The sequence below is a fragment of the Leptospira terpstrae serovar Hualin str. LT 11-33 = ATCC 700639 genome, from assembly GCF_000332495.1.
Lineage (GTDB): Bacteria > Spirochaetota > Leptospiria > Leptospirales > Leptospiraceae > Leptospira_A > Leptospira_A terpstrae.
Map to the genome: position 1 here is coordinate 79,549 of NZ_AOGW02000016.1, position 18,668 is coordinate 98,216.

General features: G+C 39.8%; 20 protein-coding genes. 3 read left to right on the plus strand and 17 right to left on the minus strand.

The annotated features are described in order from the left end of the window. Positions 1 to 18 precede the first annotated feature (18 nt). From LEP1GSC203_RS15675 to LEP1GSC203_RS15685, 3 genes are read left to right on the plus strand one after another with little or no spacing between them, the layout of a single operon-like run. Entirely contained in the window at positions 19 to 588 is a 570-nt protein-coding gene (locus LEP1GSC203_RS15675; protein ID WP_051064185.1) for a hypothetical protein, read from the plus strand. Between the two features lie 46 nt (positions 589 to 634). After that, on the plus strand, positions 635 to 1,720 hold the full coding sequence (gene carA, locus LEP1GSC203_RS15680; protein WP_002974994.1) for a glutamine-hydrolyzing carbamoyl-phosphate synthase small subunit: 1,086 nt from the start codon (positions 635 to 637) through the stop codon (positions 1,718 to 1,720). A 26-nt stretch (positions 1,721 to 1,746) separates the two neighbouring features. Then, positions 1,747 to 1,932, plus strand: coding sequence for a DUF5808 domain-containing protein (locus LEP1GSC203_RS15685; RefSeq protein WP_002975080.1), 186 nt, complete (start codon positions 1,747 to 1,749; stop codon positions 1,930 to 1,932). On the opposite strand, the gene LEP1GSC203_RS15690 is transcribed toward LEP1GSC203_RS15685, so the two are convergent. From LEP1GSC203_RS15690 to LEP1GSC203_RS15770, 17 genes are all read right to left on the minus strand, one after another. Next, complete coding sequence (locus tag LEP1GSC203_RS15690) at positions 1,894 to 2,940, minus strand: hypothetical protein (protein ID WP_232225914.1); 1,047 nt, start codon at positions 2,938 to 2,940, stop codon at positions 1,894 to 1,896. The genes LEP1GSC203_RS15685 and LEP1GSC203_RS15690 overlap by 39 nt on opposite strands. 5 nt (positions 2,941 to 2,945) lie before the next feature. Next, positions 2,946 to 4,343: an MBOAT family O-acyltransferase gene (locus LEP1GSC203_RS15695; RefSeq protein ID WP_002975017.1), complete on the minus strand. Its 1,398-nt coding sequence runs from the start codon at positions 4,341 to 4,343 to the stop codon at positions 2,946 to 2,948. A gap of 10 nt (positions 4,344 to 4,353) precedes the next feature. Continuing rightward, complete coding sequence (locus LEP1GSC203_RS15700) at positions 4,354 to 6,591, minus strand: GAF domain-containing protein (RefSeq protein ID WP_002975121.1); 2,238 nt, start codon at positions 6,589 to 6,591, stop codon at positions 4,354 to 4,356. 1 nt (position 6,592) lies between these two features. Then, on the minus strand, positions 6,593 to 8,821 hold the full coding sequence (locus LEP1GSC203_RS15705; RefSeq protein WP_002975146.1) for a hypothetical protein: 2,229 nt from the start codon (positions 8,819 to 8,821) through the stop codon (positions 6,593 to 6,595). A gap of 9 nt (positions 8,822 to 8,830) precedes the next feature. Next, positions 8,831 to 9,127, minus strand: a complete 297-nt coding sequence (locus LEP1GSC203_RS15710) for a hypothetical protein (RefSeq protein WP_002975035.1) — start codon at positions 9,125 to 9,127, stop codon at positions 8,831 to 8,833. A gap of 47 nt (positions 9,128 to 9,174) precedes the next feature. After that, positions 9,175 to 9,555, minus strand: a complete 381-nt coding sequence (gene atpC, locus LEP1GSC203_RS15715; protein ID WP_002975119.1) for an ATP synthase F1 subunit epsilon — start codon at positions 9,553 to 9,555, stop codon at positions 9,175 to 9,177. 5 nt (positions 9,556 to 9,560) lie between these two features. Further along, on the minus strand, positions 9,561 to 10,967 hold the full coding sequence (gene atpD, locus LEP1GSC203_RS15720; RefSeq protein WP_002975009.1) for a F0F1 ATP synthase subunit beta: 1,407 nt from the start codon (positions 10,965 to 10,967) through the stop codon (positions 9,561 to 9,563). A 21-nt stretch (positions 10,968 to 10,988) separates the two neighbouring features. After that, positions 10,989 to 11,858 carry an ATP synthase F1 subunit gamma gene (atpG, locus tag LEP1GSC203_RS15725; protein WP_002975012.1) on the minus strand — a complete coding sequence of 290 codons (870 nt, stop codon included), beginning with the start codon at positions 11,856 to 11,858 and terminating at the stop codon, positions 10,989 to 10,991. A gap of 11 nt (positions 11,859 to 11,869) precedes the next feature. Next, positions 11,870 to 13,384, minus strand: a complete 1,515-nt coding sequence (gene atpA, locus LEP1GSC203_RS15730) for a F0F1 ATP synthase subunit alpha (protein ID WP_002975116.1) — start codon at positions 13,382 to 13,384, stop codon at positions 11,870 to 11,872. Then, complete coding sequence (atpH, locus tag LEP1GSC203_RS15735; protein ID WP_002975029.1) at positions 13,381 to 13,944, minus strand: ATP synthase F1 subunit delta; 564 nt, start codon at positions 13,942 to 13,944, stop codon at positions 13,381 to 13,383. Before atpH ends, atpA begins: the two co-directional genes overlap by 4 nt. After that, on the minus strand, positions 13,941 to 14,465 hold the full coding sequence (locus tag LEP1GSC203_RS15740; RefSeq protein WP_002974993.1) for a F0F1 ATP synthase subunit B: 525 nt from the start codon (positions 14,463 to 14,465) through the stop codon (positions 13,941 to 13,943). Before LEP1GSC203_RS15740 ends, atpH begins: the two co-directional genes overlap by 4 nt. A gap of 2 nt (positions 14,466 to 14,467) precedes the next feature. After that, a complete protein-coding gene (gene atpE, locus LEP1GSC203_RS15745; protein WP_002975055.1) occupies positions 14,468 to 14,752 on the minus strand; it encodes an ATP synthase F0 subunit C in 285 nt (94 codons plus the stop codon). A gap of 48 nt (positions 14,753 to 14,800) precedes the next feature. Further along, positions 14,801 to 15,880 carry a F0F1 ATP synthase subunit A gene (atpB, locus tag LEP1GSC203_RS15750; protein ID WP_408605606.1) on the minus strand — a complete coding sequence of 360 codons (1,080 nt, stop codon included), beginning with the start codon at positions 15,878 to 15,880 and terminating at the stop codon, positions 14,801 to 14,803. After that, positions 15,849 to 16,229 carry a hypothetical protein gene (locus tag LEP1GSC203_RS15755; protein ID WP_002975082.1) on the minus strand — a complete coding sequence of 127 codons (381 nt, stop codon included), beginning with the start codon at positions 16,227 to 16,229 and terminating at the stop codon, positions 15,849 to 15,851. The genes atpB and LEP1GSC203_RS15755 overlap by 32 nt, the downstream gene beginning before the upstream one ends. Before the next feature lie 242 nt (positions 16,230 to 16,471). Next, complete coding sequence (locus LEP1GSC203_RS15760) at positions 16,472 to 17,485, minus strand: DUF5018 domain-containing protein (RefSeq protein WP_002975137.1); 1,014 nt, start codon at positions 17,483 to 17,485, stop codon at positions 16,472 to 16,474. Between the two features lie 245 nt (positions 17,486 to 17,730). Beyond that, on the minus strand, positions 17,731 to 18,171 hold the full coding sequence (locus LEP1GSC203_RS15765; RefSeq protein WP_002975057.1) for a MarR family winged helix-turn-helix transcriptional regulator: 441 nt from the start codon (positions 18,169 to 18,171) through the stop codon (positions 17,731 to 17,733). Further along, entirely contained in the window at positions 18,158 to 18,643 is a 486-nt protein-coding gene (locus LEP1GSC203_RS15770; RefSeq protein WP_002974999.1) for a glutathione peroxidase, read from the minus strand. The genes LEP1GSC203_RS15765 and LEP1GSC203_RS15770 overlap by 14 nt, the downstream gene beginning before the upstream one ends. Positions 18,644 to 18,668 lie beyond the last annotated feature (25 nt).

Sequence of the window (18,668 nt, forward strand, 5' to 3'; positions counted from 1 at the left end):
TTAAATGTGGTAATTCCAATGAGTCTAATGCCGTCTAAACAACTTTTCCTTATTTGCAGATTGTTTTTACTATTTGTTCTGTTTTCAAGCGATCAGTTTGCGCGGGAGCGAAAGGTCATTCGTTTTTCAGGCGAATTGATGCATTGGGATGCAGTCGGGCCCGAACCTCAGTTTCGTTTCCTCGATAGCACAAGCCTCCGAGAAAAAACCATCTATTGTGATGCTGAAACCATGCGTTTGGTCCTTGGAAACCAGTCTTTTGAAAAACACCATATTGAAGGAAAAGCCACCCAACTGAATCCCACCTCCGATATTTGGCTTTGTGTAGGACGCCCCCATATTTTCCAAAAGTACCAGGTTTCGGTAAGTTCCCCTGCATCCCAGTCCAAACGGATCCAAGGCCAAGTGATTGAATCCGATGGTGAAACGGGTCAAATTGTTTACCTAGTCCGTGGAAAACGTTCCTATTTGACCATTGAGCCTGCTTTGGCAAAGGAAATGGCGGAAGCCCTCTCTAAAATGCAAACGGTAGAAATCAATGGAGAATACCGCTATGACAGGATAAAACGTTATTACACAAAAGATTGATGAATTTTTGTTCGTCATTAGGGCCCGATTCTTTGGAATGGATTTGATGCAGGCTTTTTTAGTTTTAGCAAACGGAACGGTCATGAAGGGCCGATCCTTCGGTGCAAATAAGAATTCCATTGGTGAGGTGGTCTTTAACACCTCTATGGCAGGTTATCAGGAAATCATTACTGATCCCTCCTACAAAGGCCAACTGGTGACCCTCACTTATCCCATGATTGGGAATTACGGTATCAATCCAGACGATATGGAATCCGATCGGATCCAAGCTTCGGGTCTGATTGTCAAAGAATACGTGAAACGACCTTCCAACTTCCAATCCAAAGAAACACTAAGTGAGTTTTTAATTCGGTTTGGGGTCCCTGCCATTGAAGGAATCGATACCCGTAAACTAACGCGCATGATACGCAATTCAGGTGCCATGTCTTGTGGTATTTTTATCAGCGAAACTTATGAAGATTCCTTTCTCGAGGCAGTAAAAAACGCTCCATCCATGGAAGGACAAGACTTAGCCCAAGTTGTCACGTGTGAAAAACCGTATGAATACGGAGCACATTCTCCTAGTAAATTCAAACTGGCGGTCTACGACTTCGGGATCAAACGCAATATACTAAAACTTTTGGATGCAGCCGGATTCAATGTCCATGTTTATCCTGCAAAAACAAAGGCGGAAGATTTACTGAAAGAAGGTTTTGATGCCTATTTCCTTTCTAATGGTCCAGGTGATCCTGCTCCATTAGATTATGCCATTGCTTCAGCAAAGGCCATTATGGAGGCAAAAAAGCCACTCTTTGGAATTTGTTTAGGCCACCAAATCATAGGCCTTGCTCTTGGGAAAAAGACAGCCAAACTTAAGTTTGGTCACCGTGGTGGGAACCATCCTGTCCGAAACGAAGAAACAGGGAAAATTGAAATCACATCCCAAAACCATGGGTTTCATGTATTAGGTGAATCAACTAGTGAGATGCCAATCACGAGGATCAATTTATTTGACCAAACGGTAGCCGGTCTAAAAATCGCAGGCCTTCCTGTGATGGCAGTCCAATACCACCCAGAAGCATGCCCTGGTCCCCATGACTCAGCCTATCATTTCCAAGAATTTTATACTATGGTAGAATCCTCTAAATCGTAAGATTTGGTAAAAAAGTGAGGCAATTCATGTCATACAACGAAGATAAAAATTTTTGGGGAATCCCATACGGAACCGAAATCACTGCAGAAGCATTTGTAAAAGACATTTGGGATCCAAGTACTGAAGAAATTCTAACACCAAAACAATTTTTTGGTCTTGGTTGGGGAATCAACCTACATGCCCTGGGACGTAGAGTGGGCGTGATCAAATAGAACCTTTTTTAACATCTTTGCAAACGCATCTCTTCCTTTTTGGTTGAGGTGCGTCAGATCTGCAAAATACTGATAGTCATCTAAAAACACAGATTTAAAATCAAAAACTACCACCTTCTTCTTGTTAGGATCGGTTGTAATTGCCCTGAAAAACATATCAGCTACAAAGTTTGCATTTGTTTGCATCATATCCTTTTCCATCTTTGGAGAAAATGGGATTCGCAAAATAACTACATCTAGATTCCGTTTTTCCCACAATCGCAAACATTCCCACCATATTTGCATAGAAAGATCTCGTTTACCTGCCAAAACCTGTGTGTTTAAGTTTGAAAATTCTTCCGATTCTTTTAAAGTCGGATCTTCACCGATAAACTTCCAAACCCAAGATCCTTGGTTTTTTGTCATACTGTCTTGAATAAACTTAAATTCTTGTTTCCTTCGCGGGACATCTGTTTGAGCGATGGGGTCATAAACCAAACGATTTAGATTAGAGCTGAGTCCGAAATAAGGAAATACAGAAATAATCAATTTCCAACTAAAATCAGTTAGGTTAGAAAAATACGCCTTTTGTAACAAAGGATGAGTGATTGTATGAGAGGAAAAATTTCCAAATGAATAGAACAATTGTCTGCTGGCATCAGTTACAGAGTTTTTACTGGTATTTAACGGAGAAAGATTTACATAAACTTTTTTTAATTTAGGAAGTTTGTATACCACATCCAAAGAGTCGGCAAGAATTCCCTCTGGTTGTTGGCTGGGTTTGGGAAGGTATAAAACCTCTTCCACTAACACTCCTTCTAATTCGGCAATCAGATCGGGTGATATGCCACTGACAATTTGACTATCACCTATTACCAACACCTTTGCTTCATTGAATATCTTTCGTTTATTTGCAAAATACCAATAGGAAGAAGTAGTTTCACAAAATGGTACAACCCACTCTAAACTAATGTGCATAAATAGAGAAAGGATGGTCAGAGTGATTATTAGAAAACGGATCTTCATCATGGTCATTAAAACTGAAAATAGAAAAAATCCTGTTTCCCAAAAGGAGAAAATAAGGAAAACCAAAGAAACAAAATAAAGAACATCAAAAGAAATGGATAAGGTTTCGATGAAATAAAAAAGGTGGGACGTTCCGTTTGTAATCTCTCTTGCCAAAAATCAAATGCAAGTAAAGGGATCGAAGTGAGAAGGATCATCAAAGGAATAGAAGATATCTCTGGAAGATGAGATAAATTACCAATGATTAACTTTGTTTCTGAAGGAGAATGAATGCGAAATAAAAGAAGTCCTAAAGAAAAAGTATAAAAGGTTAAAATCGTTCCTAAAATGGATTGAAGGCGACTATTCTCTTTTACAAATCCATACTGTTTTAAACAACGATATAGGACCAAACAAAGTCCCAAATACACTCCCCAAATAACAAAACCGTAACCTGCCCCATGCCAAATTCCCGCCAAAAACCATACAATCATTAGGTTTGCATTTTCCCGAAAGAAACCATGCCTATTACCACCTAACCTAATGTAAACGTAATCACGCAACCAAGTGGAAAGGGAAATATGCCATTTGGACCAAAATTCTGATGGATTTGAAGAAAAAAATGGGCGTTTAAAATTATTCATCAAACGAAAACCCATCATTTCTGCAAGGCCCATGGCACAAAGGGAATAACCAAAAAAGTCTGCATAAACTTGAAATGCTATCACTGGAGCCACAACCCATAAAATTCCTGGTTCCAAAGTTTCAAATGATAAGGCATGAATTTCCACATACCTGGAGAATGGATCGGCAATCGTGGACTTAATAAAAACCCCCCAAATAAAAAGGGAGACCCCATTCCAAATATTTTCACTTGCGATTGTTTGTTTAGATTCTATTTGTGGAATGAGATTACCCGGTCTCTCGATTGGACCAAGTAACAATAGAGGGAAAAACAAATCATAGATGGCAAATGTAAAGAAGTTCTTACATGGCAAAATGCGTCCATCGTAAACCTCAATCAAATAACTGATGTTGTGAAAGGTATAAAAAGAAATCCCAATGGGTAACAAAATTTCCGGTTTCCATTCCAATCCAGGGAAACCAAAGCCAATCTTTAAATCAGAGAACAACTCCCAAGCAAAAACAAAATACTTAAAAACTCCCAAATACAACAAATTGGAAGTTACACCGAATACAAAAAAAATTTTACGTTTACTACTTACAATTGAAGAAAGATATCGCGCCAAACTATAATTAAATACTACTGAGATTAACAATAATACTGTTGCATTCAAATTCCATTGTGAATAGAAATAAATTCCGAAAAGCAAAAGTAAATGTTTTCTGATCCTATCCGAAACAAAATAATAGATTAGATAAAAAAATACAAAATGAGAGAGAAAGGAAATGGAGTTAAATAACACGAGTCGTTACTTAGGCTTCTTCAACCATTTCCAAAAATTGGTTTTTATCCTTCGTGTCATTCGGATAGGATAAATTTAAAACTCTAAAAGTTGCGCGAAAAGATCCAATAATGGCTTCTTCTTTTTTTGCAAAGGACGATTTGATTTTTTTGATCACAACATCTGTTTCTTCTTTATCCTTGCCATGAAGAACCATTGCAAACTTGCCTTGTCCAACGCGGGTAAAAAAGTCCAACTCCCCGATATGATCCATCATAGTTTTGCGTAAAGCATCCGCATAACGAGCAAATGTTCCAGCTCCGACCAAATGAACCATTCTGGAAACATTTTGAATTTTAAATAAAGAAACAGTAAAATTTAAATTCATTTGTGAAGCTTTTTCAATTTCACTCAAAATTCGAGACTCTAATGGATTGAATGGATTTCTAAACAATGCTTCTTTTTCTTGCAAGATAAGAAGATTGGCAAAAACGGGTGCGGAGGTTTCAAGTAAAGCGACGGCAACATCTCTTGTTGTATCAGTCCAAGTAGATCCAGTTGAGTGCACAATGACCATACCTACAAGCCAATTCAAATTGATGATTGGAAGGATTGTAAATTCACTCATGATTCCCAATTCATCATTTGTAAAAATTGATTTTAATTCGGAATCTTCTCTAAAGTTTTCCAATTTATAAACGCCTGGAACGTTCGAAACCATTCCGACGATATCAGAGTCTTTACTTAGTTTAAAGTCTTTGGCACGTTCAGGTAAAATAAAATTGGAACCAAACACGATATAGTCGGATCTAGTTTCAGAATCTAATACTAAGAATGAGAATTGTTTTACACCCAGCTTGTTTTTAATATTATCAACTAGAAGATCGTAAGCTTCATCCATTTTGCGAACACGTGCAAAATCACGAGCTGATTGCAAAACAGATTCATTAATTTCAATGACTTCTTTTGCTTGAACTAAATTGTCATTCATTTGCTCAAACTCAGATACTCTTTCAAACACAGAACCGGCAATATCGCCGACAATTTTTGCAAATTCTAAGTCATCAGTGATGTATTCTTCGCCATTGATTAGTTTTCCAAGTGACAATACGCCAAAACACTTTTGACCATGCCGAATGGGAACAAGGATTTCAGAACCCATATCATTTAATAACTTTAACTCTCGATTGGGTAACCGTGAGGATTTAAATTCCCCTGCATAAATAACAGTTTCTGAATCGGAAATTCGAGAATAAATTTCATCATTTGGAGAAAGGTACCAACTGTCTTTTGATTGGATCCCTTGTGCAGCAACTGCTTCCCATTTAGGATTTTTAGGGTTTGTAGAAGTAAGGACCACCACTGAATTACAACCGACTTGTCCAATCAAACTATAAACTAAATTATCAAAATAATCAGAGAACTCTTTGGAAGAAGCGATTTCCTTTGTGATTTCAAAGATAGCTTGGTAGTTTTCGATGCGTTTTTTAGAAGCCAGATGATATGACATAGGAGCAGTTCCAAAATCTGATTCATCGTCAAAAAGTACGTCTTCTCCAATGGGAGCTGGATCTTCTTTTGTGGGTCTAAGCGGTTGTTTTGCTGCTTCTTTTTTAGCATCATTCTCCCACTCATCAAAAATATTGACTTCTGGAAGTGGAGCATCTGGTTCCGAAATATCATCATGAAAGTCACGGTCAACCAAATCATCATCTAACTCTGATTTGTTTGCAGTAGGGAGTTTTGGTTCTTCCAGTGATGGTTCTAGATTTATTTCTGGTAGTTCTGAATCTTCTGAGATTTCTTCTGGAGTCGGCTCGTCAAAAGAAGGTAAATCAAAATCTAAATCAGGTTCTTCTAATGCCTCTGGTTCCGAATCTTCATCTGAAATGGGTTGGTAGTCGCTCGGGCCGTCATCCAAATCATTTTCTAATTGCGGAAGTGGATTCTCATCCCAAGTATCATCCGCTAACTCACCAAAGTCGGCATCTGTTAACTCAGGAATATCGCTTAAATCAAATTCTTCTTCTCCATCGGGACTTGGGAGGTCTCCAATTTCCGTGGCAAGTGCATCCGGAAAACTATCGTCTAACCATTCTGAGTCGGAGTCTGCTACTGGAACGGATTCTTTCTTTTGCGGAACTGTTTCTTCACGGAAATGTTCTGCTTTTTTCAATAAAGAAGGTCTGTCTTTGGTATTTGTAAGAGAATTTGGAGTCGAGGAACCCGAAGTTTTTTTAATTTCTTCGGCTCTATCGAGAAGTCCCACTTTATAACTCCAATTCTTTCATCATTTTTTTGTATAACTCGAAGTATTGAGACTTCGAAAATTCTCGAATCACTTCATCAGGAAGATTTCCGAGTAGGTTGTCTAAATAACCTAGAACTTTTTTACGATCACCAACAGATAGATTTTCACCACCTGCATCAGCAAAAGCTTCTGCAGATGATTGTTTTGGATCTGGTGCAGTTACATCTGATTTACGGAGTTCTTCCAATGGAGAGAGTTTTCCTTCCATTGCATATTCATCTAAATCAACTTCAAATTCTTCTGAATCATCAGAAGCTAGAGTAGGAATTCTTGTTTCTTTAGGTTCATTGATTGTTAAATCAAAACTATCATCAACTGTGGCATCAGAAGTTAAGTCTCCAAAATCAAACTCATTTTCATGTTCTACTAAATCATCTTCATTGTTTGTAGTAAGATCGAATTCTGATGGTTCTTCGTTACCAATTTGTTCTGAAAGAGTAAACTCTTCTTCTTCAGGGAGGTCAGCAATGTCTTCTAATCCTTCACCTGGCAGTTCTTCACCTAAAATTTCATCGAGGCTTTCAGAAGAAAGGGTAACATCTTCCTGCTCAACTTCCTCTTCTTCAGAAGCTGTGATGTTTTCAAGTTCTTCCATTGACAAAGCGATGGATTCGTCTTCTTCTTCTTCAGCAAGTAAATCGGATTTCGGAGCTAATTCTTCTTCGTAAGGTAATGGGGCACGATCAAAACTATCTACAAGTTCTTCTTCAGAACTTTCTTCTGCATCTGAAGCAATGGATTCTAATTCTTCCATAGAAAGTGCAATAGGACCTTCGTCTTCTTCCTCTGAAGATTCGAATCCTTCCATTTGACCTTCTAGGCCTTCTTCAGAACTTTCTGATTCATCTAGGTCAGATTCAGATTCTCCTAAATCAAATCCAAAGTCATCACCCAAGTCTGTTTCTAATTCGTGACTTTCTTCTATATCAGAATCGTCTGACTCTTCTATTGGATCACTAGCAATGATATTCCCAAGTTCATCAGGGCTTAATGTAATCGACTCGTCTTCTAGTTCTTCATTTAGGATATCGGAAGTTGGCTCTTCGAAGTCTTCTTCGATGGCACCACCTGAAATATTTTCTAGTTCTTCTAAAGATAGAGTGAGAGGGCCTTCATCTTCTTCATCAGAAGATTCAGTTTCTTCGTCCGGTTCAAATTCCCCACCTAACAAATCAAAAGAGGATTCTTCTTCATCAGAAAAACTTGGAAGTTCTGATTCATCATCAGATGTTAAGAACTCGTCCTCAGAACCAAGAGTTTCTTCTAAACTGGCTTCACCACCTGCACCGAGTATACTACCCAATTCTTCATCTGATAAAGTTAAATTCTCATCTTCTTTTGTTTTACCGAATAACTCTTCTTCTTCAGGGTCAACAAGAGGTTTAAAACTTGTATCCTCTTCTGCCGTCCCAGGTCCTAAATCATCTTTCGGTATGAAAGTATCTTCAGCATCATGGTCGGTTAAATCAAATTGAGGTTTACCTTCTTCATCAAAGGCAAGGTTTGTATCAATTTCGGAATCATCCAAATCTAAATCAAGATCGGAATCTTCATCAATTAAAGCATGTTCTTCTTCATCAAAGTGAGAGCGTTCCGATTCTCCTAAATGGTCTTCTTCTTCTAAATCACCCGTAATATTTTCGAGTTCTTCTAAAGAAAGAGAGATTGGGCCTTCCTCTTCTTCTTCTTCTATAACTTGTTTTGATTTTTTAGAAGTTAAAATTCCATCTTCGCCGTTTAGGATTGATTCGATTTCTTTATCAAGATCAATCAAATCATCATCAAATTCTAGCTCAAGATCATCATCATCGTTATAAGTTGGTTTGGATTTATTTGGAGTTTTGGTTTGTTCTTTTTCTGATTCTTCTTCGTAATCAGAAAAATCAGCATGAATGTCTTCATCATGGAGAATAGGATCTTCTTCCCCAAGTAAGTTAAGGTCAGAATCTAAATCTATATCTAATAAATCGTCATAGGTATCGGAAGAGGCAACCATATCTGAAATGGAATCGTCTTCATCGTCAAAAGCAGAGATATCTTCTAGGTTTGGGGCTTCAATCCCTGGCGATACATCCAAGTCATCATCGCCCATATCAAAATCATCCAAATCTAAGGAAAACGAGTCTTCATCGAGTATAGGTTCGATGTTTTCTAGATCTTCGTTTTTATTCTGTTCTTGATCCGCCATTCGCCTCGGTTACCGTTTTCCCAAATTTAGCACTTGGCCATCCTCTAACGGTTGTTCCAAGATACTGTCCTCCATTTTGATTTGCGTTCCAGGTAAATACCCACCTGCTATTTCAATCAAATCCTTTCCATTCGAACCCGCATCCAATGAATAAAACCCGGGATTCAAAACAGGTCCCTCAATTTTAACACGAATTGGCTCTTCAGAATAGATTCTTTTTCGCAAATCAGGGTTTTCCTTTAAGTAATAGAATCCGGCAAATAGTATCGATACCAATACAAAACGACGAATCCAATCTACAGCCAAAGGAAATCCCCCTCTGGTATATTTTCGGCAAGAAGGGGGGAAAAAAATTAACGTTCGTGCAGTAAAATGCGAACTTTTGCTTTCTTTAGAAGAATTTCTTTGTCTTTGGAGACGGGAAGTGCTTCCGCCTCTTCCAGGAGTTCCACAGCATGGTCGTGGGATAAATCATCCTCAGAATCTCCACCTTCGGTAAGGACTCGGATTTGGTCGTTTCTCACTTCACAAAATCCCCCATCGATCGCAATTCGGAATTCTTTTCCCGCTGTATGCAATTTGATGAGCCCAAATTCTAACTGGGACACAAGAGTGGCGTGTCCTGGTAAAATTCCAAAATAACCGACAGCTCCAGGCAGAATCACAGACTCTGCCTTGCCTTGGTAAAGGATTTTGTCAGGAGAGATGACCGTTAAAGTCAGTTCTTTACTCATCCTGATTAACCTTTGAGTTGTTTCGCCGCTTCGATTACTTCGTCAATCGATCCGACCATGTAGAACGCTTGCTCTGGAAGTGTGTCATATTTACCTTCAATGATTCCTTTGAAGGAACGGATGGTATCTTCCAATTTCACATACTTTCCAGGTCGACCAGTGAACTGTTCTGCTACGTGGAAAGGTTGTGAGAGGAACTTCTCAATACGACGTGCGCGAGATACTAGAATTTTATCGTCTTCAGAAAGTTCATCCATACCAAGAATCGCAATGATATCTTGAAGGTCTTTGTATCTTTGAAGGATTCTTTGTACTTCACGAGCCGTGTTGTAATGTTCTTCTCCCACGATTTGTGGGTTCATGATTCGAGATGTAGAGTCTAGTGGATCTACCGCAGGATAAATTCCTTTTTCAGAGATAGCACGAGAGAGAGTTGTCGTTGCATCTAAGTGGGCAAACGCAGTTGCAGGTGCAGGGTCAGTTAAGTCATCGGCAGGAACGTAGATCGCTTGCACCGAAGTAATGGAACCACGAACTGTGGATGTAATCCTTTCTTGTAGTCCACCCATTTCCGTAGAAAGAGTTGGTTGGTAACCTACCGCTGATGGCATACGACCAAGAAGAGCTGATACTTCAGATCCTGCTTGGGAGAAACGGAAGATATTATCTACGAATAGTAAGATATCAGATCCTGACTCATCACGAAAGTTTTCCGCCATAGTGAGTGCGGAAAGTGCGATACGTAGACGAGCACCCGGAGGTTCGTTCATCTGGCCAAAACAAAGAACTGTTTTGTCAATGACTCCTGACTCTTTCATCTCGTTCCAAAGGTCATTTCCTTCACGAGTTCTTTCACCCACACCAGCGAACACAGAGTAACCACCATGTTGTTTAGCAATGTTGTTGATAAGCTCTTGGATAAGTACGGTTTTCCCTACTCCGGCACCACCGAATAGACCTGTTTTTCCCCCTTTGATATAAGGAGCAAGTAAGTCGATTACCTTGATCCCTGTTTCAAAGATCTCAGTTTTCGGTTTGATTTCTTCGTAAGTAGGTGCATTTCTATGGATAGGCATCCTTTTTACGTCTTTTGGAAGGTCACCTAATTCATCGATAGCCTCACCAAGCACGTTAAAAATACGACCTAGAGTTTTTGTTCCTACGGGAACAGAGATTGGTAATCCTGTATCGACAACTTCAAGTCCTCTTTTTAATCCGTCAGTGGATTGGAGGGAGATGGCACGAACCGTGTTGTCTCCAATGTGCTGTTGCACTTCGGCTGTGATCGTTACATCCTTGCCGTTTACTTTAGATTGAATCTCTACGGCATTGTAGATTTCAGGCATATTCCCGGAATCAAAACTGATGTCCAATACCGAACCGATGATTTGTTTAATTTTACCTTTATTCATATATACTCCGAAAGACCTTTGTTAGGAGATGGCTTCCGCTCCCCCTACGATTTCTGAAATTTCCTGCGTGATTTTTGCCTGACGAACTCGGTTGTAACCGCGAGTCAGAAGTTTTATCATCTCACCTGCAGCGTCTGTTGCCGCTTTCATCGCCACTCTTCGTGCAATGTGTTCGGAAGCTACCGACTCCAAAATGATCTTAACAAAAGTTGTTTTGATCACCATAGGAAGTAAGTTTTCCAAAATGGTTTTTGGATCTGGCTCATACAATACATCTGGACCAGAAGAACCTTTCGATCCAGTTTCTTCCATTTTTAAAGGAAGAACCGTAGTGATTTCTGGTTTTTGTGTGGCCGCCGAATAGTAATGAGTGGAAATAATTTCAACAGAATCCACTGATTCATTTGCAAAACGTTCCATAAAGTAAGTTGCAAGATCATTGGCTTCTTTACTTCCCGCTTTATCATCAATATTGGTTTGTGAAGTTACCAATTCGATTTTTGCAAATTTAAAGAAGGCGATCGCTTTTTTTCCAGCAGCATGGACTTCCACTTCCACACCTTTGGACTTCAACTCTTCAATACGGTTTTTCACCATACGAAGTAAGTTGGAGTTAAATCCACCACATAACCCACGGTTAGCGGCAATTGCAAGGATAGCAACTTTTCGGATTTTGTCCGGCTTCCTTAAGTAAGGGCTGTGGATGATCGAAGCCAGGCTAGACAAAGAAGAAACTAACTCACGAGTCAAGTCAGCATATGGTTTTGCCGCATTGACCTTGTTAGTCGCTTTTTTTGCCTTTGCCGTGGAGACCATCTCCATGGTTCGAGTGATTTTTCTCGTGTTTTTAACCGAGTTAATCCTCTTTTTTATCTCACGCGGTGTCGCCAAGATCTTTCCCCTTAATTATTCTTTGTCAGAAAATGTTCAGCAATCGATTTGATTGTTTTTTGCAGAGCTGCTTCTTGTTTTACTTCTTTTGCAGTTCTGATTTCTTCTAAAATTTCCGGGTGTTGTTCTCTCATGGTTCTAAGCAGGAAAGATTCGAATTCACGAACTTTTGCCGTAGGAATTACATCCATAAAACCTTTGGTAACCGCAAAAATTGAGATTACTTGTTCTTCTACAGGTGTGGGAGAGTTGTTAGGTTGTTTTAAAATTTCAAGAACTCGGTAACCACGATCCAACTGTGCTTGTGTCACTGGATCTAATTCTGTTCCCAACTGTGCAAATGCTTCCAAGTCACGGAACTGAGCCAAATCGGACTTAAGTGTTCCCGCTACTTTTTTCATCGCTTTGATTTGCGCTGCAGATCCTACCCGTGATACAGAAATCCCCACGTCCACCGCTGGGCGAAGGCCCGATGCAAATAGGTTGGACTGTAAGTAAATCTGACCATCTGTGATGGAGATTACGTTCGTTGGAATGTATGCTGATACTTCCCCTTCTTGTGTTTCAATGATAGGAAGTGCTGTCATAGACCCACCACCAAATTTATCATCTAGTTTTGCTGCTCTTTCAAGCAAACGAGAGTGAAGGTAGAATACGTCCCCAGGATAAGCTTCACGACCTGGTGGGCGGCGAAGAAGGAGTGACATTTGGCGGTAAGCTACTGCTTGTTTGGAAAGGTCATCATACACAACAAGTGTTGCTTTTCCTTCTTCATACATGAAGTATTCAGCCATAGTCGCACCAGAGTAAGGTGCAATGTATAACATTGGGGCAGGTTCCGATGCGTTTGCAGATACGATGATCGTGTACTCGAGAGCACCTTTTTCACGTAACATTTCGATAGTGGAAGCAACAGTAGATGCTTTTTGTCCAATCGCTACGTAAACGCAGATCACACCTTTCCCTTTTTGATTGATGATGGTATCGATCGCGATGGATGTTTTTCCTGTTCCGCGGTCACCAATGATAAGCTCTCTTTGCCCACGACCGATTGGGATCATCGCATCAATTGCTTTGATTCCTGTTTGCATTGGTTCATGAACCGATTTTCTCATCGCAATCCCTGGAGCTGGTGACTCGACAGGTCTTGTTTTTTTTGCGTTCAGTGGTCCTTTCCCGTCGATCACTTCCCCAAGAGGGTTAAGCACACGGCCAAGGAGCTCCGGTCCTACCGGAACTTCGAAGATCTTTCCTACTCGTTTAACGGAAAAACCTTCTTCAATTTTAATATAATCACCAAAGATTACAACCCCAACGGAGTTTTCTTCTAAGTTGAAGGCTTGTCCTCGAACTCCGTTTTGGAATTCAACAAGCTCTCCTGACATTACGTTTGTGAGTCCGTAAACTCTCGCAATCCCGTCCCCTACTTCGAGAACCGTTCCAACTTCTTCAACTTGAAGGTCTTTTTTGAAGTTTTTAATTTCTTGTTTTAGTACCGACGTTACTTCGTCTGTTTTAATTTTCATTCAAATGCTCCGACTGGGATTTTCTTTTGGAGGAGAGCCTCTTCAATTCCTGCAAGTTTTGCACGGATCGAGGCATCGATTAAAAAGTCGTCTATATAGATTTTGAATCCACCGATGAGGTTAAGATCCGTATGTTCTGTGACACGAACATCGCGTCCGAACTTGGAAGAGATAGACTTGGTGATTCGATCTACAGCTTCTTTGCCAAGAGAATCTTTGGAAATAATGCGAAGAGAACTGCGATTTTTAAGTCGGTCCACCCCTGTTCTAAAATCTTCCAAAATATCCTTGAGGTATAGAAATCGATTCTTACGAACCACAAGTGTAATGAAGTTGGCAACGATTTCCGATGCCTTCCCTTGAACTGACTTTTCAGCAGTTCGTTCTTTCTCGGAAGGATCAACTAACGGAGAAAGGAAATAATGGCGGATTGATTCATCGGAAAAGAAAATATCAACAAGCGTTGAAAGTTCCTCTTCCGTTGACTCAAGCGAGTTAGCTTCCTGAGCTAACTCCAAAAGTGCCGTTGCGTAAACCTTTGAAATTTGGTTCAGACTCATTTGATTTTAAGTTTATCGAGTTTTGCGATCTCTTTTTCGACAAAGGAAGCATAGTCTTCCTTCTTCAATTGTTTCTCCAAGATCTCACTCGCGATGAGAACGGACATTTCCACAATTTGGTGTTGCATTTCAGATAAAGCTCTGCCTTTCGCTAGTTCGATTTCTCGAATTGCGCTGTCTTTAATGCCTTTTACTTCATTGTGCGCTTCTTCCGTCAACCTTGTGCGGAGAGCAACTGCATCTTTTTTAGCTTCATCTACAATTTTATGCGCTTCTTCCGTCGCTTTGAAGAGTTGGTCTTTGTATTCTTTTAAAGACTTTTCTGCTTCTAGACGAAGAGTTTCCGCTTTGTTGATATCGCCTTGGATGCCGGACGCACGTTCTTCGAGAGCATGAAGGATCTTGTCCCATGCAAATTTTTTAAGAACGAAGACAACAACTGAGAAAGTGACCAGGGTCCAGATAACCAGACCCGGATTGACTTTCAGCAAATTGAAGCCGGAAGCCGCGAGGATAACCAAGACTATTGTCCTTGTTCTACTTTAGTGGCACCAGCACCAATTGTTTTGTCAATTGAGCCATTGAGTTTGAGCGCGATAAGAAGAGCGATCACCACTGCGAAAAGTGCTGCCCCTTCAATCATACCTGCTGCTACGTAAAGAACGAGTTGGATCTTTCCCGCTGCTTCTGGTTGGCGGCTAATGCTTTCTGCCACTGATCCACCAATTCTACCAATACCGATTCCTGCACCAAGTAATGCAAGTCCTGCTGCGAGTCCTACTGCGATGTATCCTAAACCGAATTCCATTGTTTTCGTTTCACTCCTGTGTGTTTTATAATATAAATAAAACCAATGTTAATGTCTATGCATCACAGTTCCGATGAACACGGTTGTGAGCAGAGAGAAAATGAACGCTTGTAAAAAAGCTACAAGTAGTTCTAAAAAGTAAATGAGCACTGAACTGAGAACAGACACAGGTGCTATGAACCAATTTTCGCTCATAAAGATAAAACCAAGTAACGCAAGGATCATAACGTGTCCTGCAGTCATGTTGGCAAGTAACCTCATCGTTAACGCAAAGGAACGTGCGATATGTGTTACAATAAACTCAAGAACCCACATGAGTGGCCAGAGTGGGAGGGGAACTCCCTTAGGCACTGCATGTGCTACGAAGGAAATACCTTGGTAAGAGAAAGCAGTTCCGTAAATAGTAAGTAATGTAATGGATGCTAAGGAAAGAGTGACACTAATATCACCCGTTGGTGTGATTCCAGACCAGATTTGACCAAATGTGTGAAGTGCATGCGGAGTGTGTTCATACAATCCAACAGCAACGAGTGCATCGGATGCCGCAACAGAGAGTTCGCCCACAGAAGGAACAAGACCAAAAAGGTTACAGAACAGGATAAAGAAAAACAAAGAAAAGATATAGTGGTAATAAGAATGCCCATGGTGGTCAAGAGAGGCATCCACTACGTTTTCTTTTAAGTAAGAAACGAATGCCTCTACACCGGATGTGAATTTGTTATGAACCTTTTTAGGATTTCTAGAAATCAAATTCGCTGCAGGGATAAATACGATGAACATAAAAAAACAAGCGATCCACATCATGGTCACTCGTTTGGTAATGTGAAGGTCAAGTCCACCTAAGTAGTGATACTTTACTCCTTCGTGGTTTACGAAGACATCATGGTTTTCTGCATCGAATCCTGGTTGGCCTTCTGTGACGATGGATCCACCAAAGTTTAATGGGAACACAGGAGCATCCCCTAAGTGGTGCGCCATAACTTCACTGAAGTCGAAGCCCTCGTCAGAGCTGTGCCCTTCCGAATCATTCGCAAAAAGATTCGTAAAACTAAGGGAAAAAACTAATAAAAAAGATAAAAAAAACCGATATTTAGACTTATTTTCCACTGAAATAGCTCGCAAATACAAGGAAAAGAAGGTGGACGAAATAGGCAATTAAAAATCCAGAAGTTGCCTCAAAAGGGTACTCTAGGACCTGTAAAGCAGTCAGAATGCCTAGATTTAGAAAAAAGGAGAGGAATACTGTGAAAAAGGGAAAGCCTGACTCTGACAAAGCAGGGATTTTTCTCGGAAGGAACCTGAGTTGTAAGATCGCCATTTGGATAGCAAACGACATGGCGCCACCGAAATAAAAGAGCAAACGATATCCATCCTCCACCAAACCAGCAGTTAGTGGAAGACTTAGAATGAATACAACAATTAAGTAAGTAAAGTAATGTAAATGGAACCGTTTTAGATTGATGGTATTTAGATCCATTAGTTGCAGTTTACTAGATGGACGATTGGGGGCAAGAAGGAATGGCGGTGCGGAGGGGGATAAGATGGTATAGTTCCCCGCCCTAATCGAACTGGGTGGGGTAATCCACCCGCCACCCAATGGCTACCGTATATCACATGTTTGTTGGTTTGTTAAGTGGATTTTGCGACTCTCATTTTTTTTATTTAAGAAAGTTCACTTTTTTACTAGATCTTTGAGGAGAAGGATTATGTTCTCACATTCTACATAGGCAAAAGTGCATACTTCGTATTAAGATAAAAAAATACTTTCTGAACATCCGCATCCGAAAGGTCCGTATTAAAATACAAAACCTCTACTAAATCTGCGTCTAAGTTCCCATTCCCTAAATAAAGAGAATTTGGTATTGAACCTCCCGAATAATCATACGATAAGGGAACTTGAGCTTTTAAATTACCATTCCAATACTCTCGAGCCGTTGACATTAAGACTTGGACTGAGCCCACAGTAAGAAATTCTGCTTTGGGGATAGGTAAAGCTGATATAGTGGCACAGCTTGCTCCATTTCTACATACTAAGTATTGCGAAATAGGATGATTAATTGAAATCTCTCTTCCTTGACCACCATGTAAGTTTAATAAAGTGATTCCGCCAGCAATCGTATCAATTAATCTCATCACAAAAAATACACTTCCGCTATTTGTTACATACAACCCAACTGCTCCGGAAGTTAAATCCATTCGCGAGGCAGTTGCACTTCTATACTCAGCAATTGGATAACCATTAATCTGGTTCTTTTTAAATACGGGTCTTAAGCTCGCATTTGGCTGCGCTATATGATTCCCGTATCCACTGACATCCGACCAGGTTGCTATTGGATCTCCATCATTTAGTGTTAGTTGGTCAGCTTTAAACCAAAGCCGAAGGGACCCACCACCTAAAACTCTTGGTGCTACCATTTGTATGGTATATTCATTTGTACTGCCATCAGCACCTGTCACAATGTAAGTTAAAGGTGAAAGATAGGAATTGGAAGTCACACCACTGGTTTGCGGAACTCCATTGACAGAAACCGAAACTCCATTCGTCTTAAAGTTAGCAACATAAGATGAAATGGAAACAATAGATTCCGAAGTAATGACGATTTGGTTTCCTTTAATGATACCAGCAATTCCGAGGCTCGGTATTGAATATTCTGTGATTTCCTTTGCGATAGTGGAAAGGTATATTTTTCCGCAGGTGGCGCTGGTATCAGATATTGCCCATTTTAATAACAAAGTGTCTTTAAACTTATTGCCAATAGGATCACACGGGTTTTCAGATAAAATATTTTTACAGGAGCATAATAATAAGAAAATACTCCAATAAAATTGGCGTTTCAATGGAGTCAGCATACGTGAAATATATTTAATCTATATGAAATAGATATTTAAACCTAAATGATGTTATATCGTTTAAGACATTCTTTTAAAACGTCAAGTGAGATATGAGGTAAATTATTTACTTTTTAGTGTATTTCTTGTTAGAGATTGCCTAAATGATCCAAGATCTCTTTTAGTTGGATGGCTTGTTTTTCTTCAATACCTGAAAAACAAAAAATTTGTTCAGGGATAGACTTTGCTTTCTCGCGCAATTGTTTTCCAATTTTGGTGAGAGATACGATAACTATCCGTTCGTCGGATGGATTTCTTTTTCGTTGGATCAATCCATTTTGCTCTAGTCGTTTGAGTAAGGGTGTTAAAGTTCCAGAATCCAACTGCAATCGTTCTCCTAACCCACTGACAGTACTTTCCTCATCTTCCCAAAGCACTAACATCACAAGGTACTGGGGGTAGGTAAGACCCACCGTCGCAAGGAGCGGACGGTAGATTTTCATCAATCGGTGCATCGAAGAATACAATGAGAAACAAATTTGGTTCTTCAAAAGAAGAACTTCATCTGTTGGATTCTTAACCTTTGACAAGTTTTTCGATATCCTTTTCTATATCTTCTGGTTTTGTGATGGGTGCATATCGTTTCACAACGTTTCCATTTTTATCAATTAAGAATTTTGTAAAATTCCATTTGATGTCCAGCGAGCCGAAAATTCCAGGTGCTTGTTTTTTGAGGTGCAAGTAGAGTGGATCTGTATTTGGACCATTGACTTCCAATTTTGAAAATATCGGAAAAGTCGTTGAGAATGTTCTTTCACAAAACAATTTGATTTCTGCATCTGTTCCTGGTTCTTGTTGTCCAAACTGATTGCATGGAAATGCCAATACTTCTAAACCTTTACCTTTCCAACGATCATAAGTTTCTTGAAGACCTTTGTATTGAGGGGTAAATCCGCACTCACTAGCTGTGTTCACAATCAACAATACTTTGTCTTTAAATTGTTCTAAGGGAACTTCCTCGGAACCTCGTTTCACCTTGATTTTGTAAAATTCATCTGACATGTTTGGTCTCCCTATGCCATTTAGA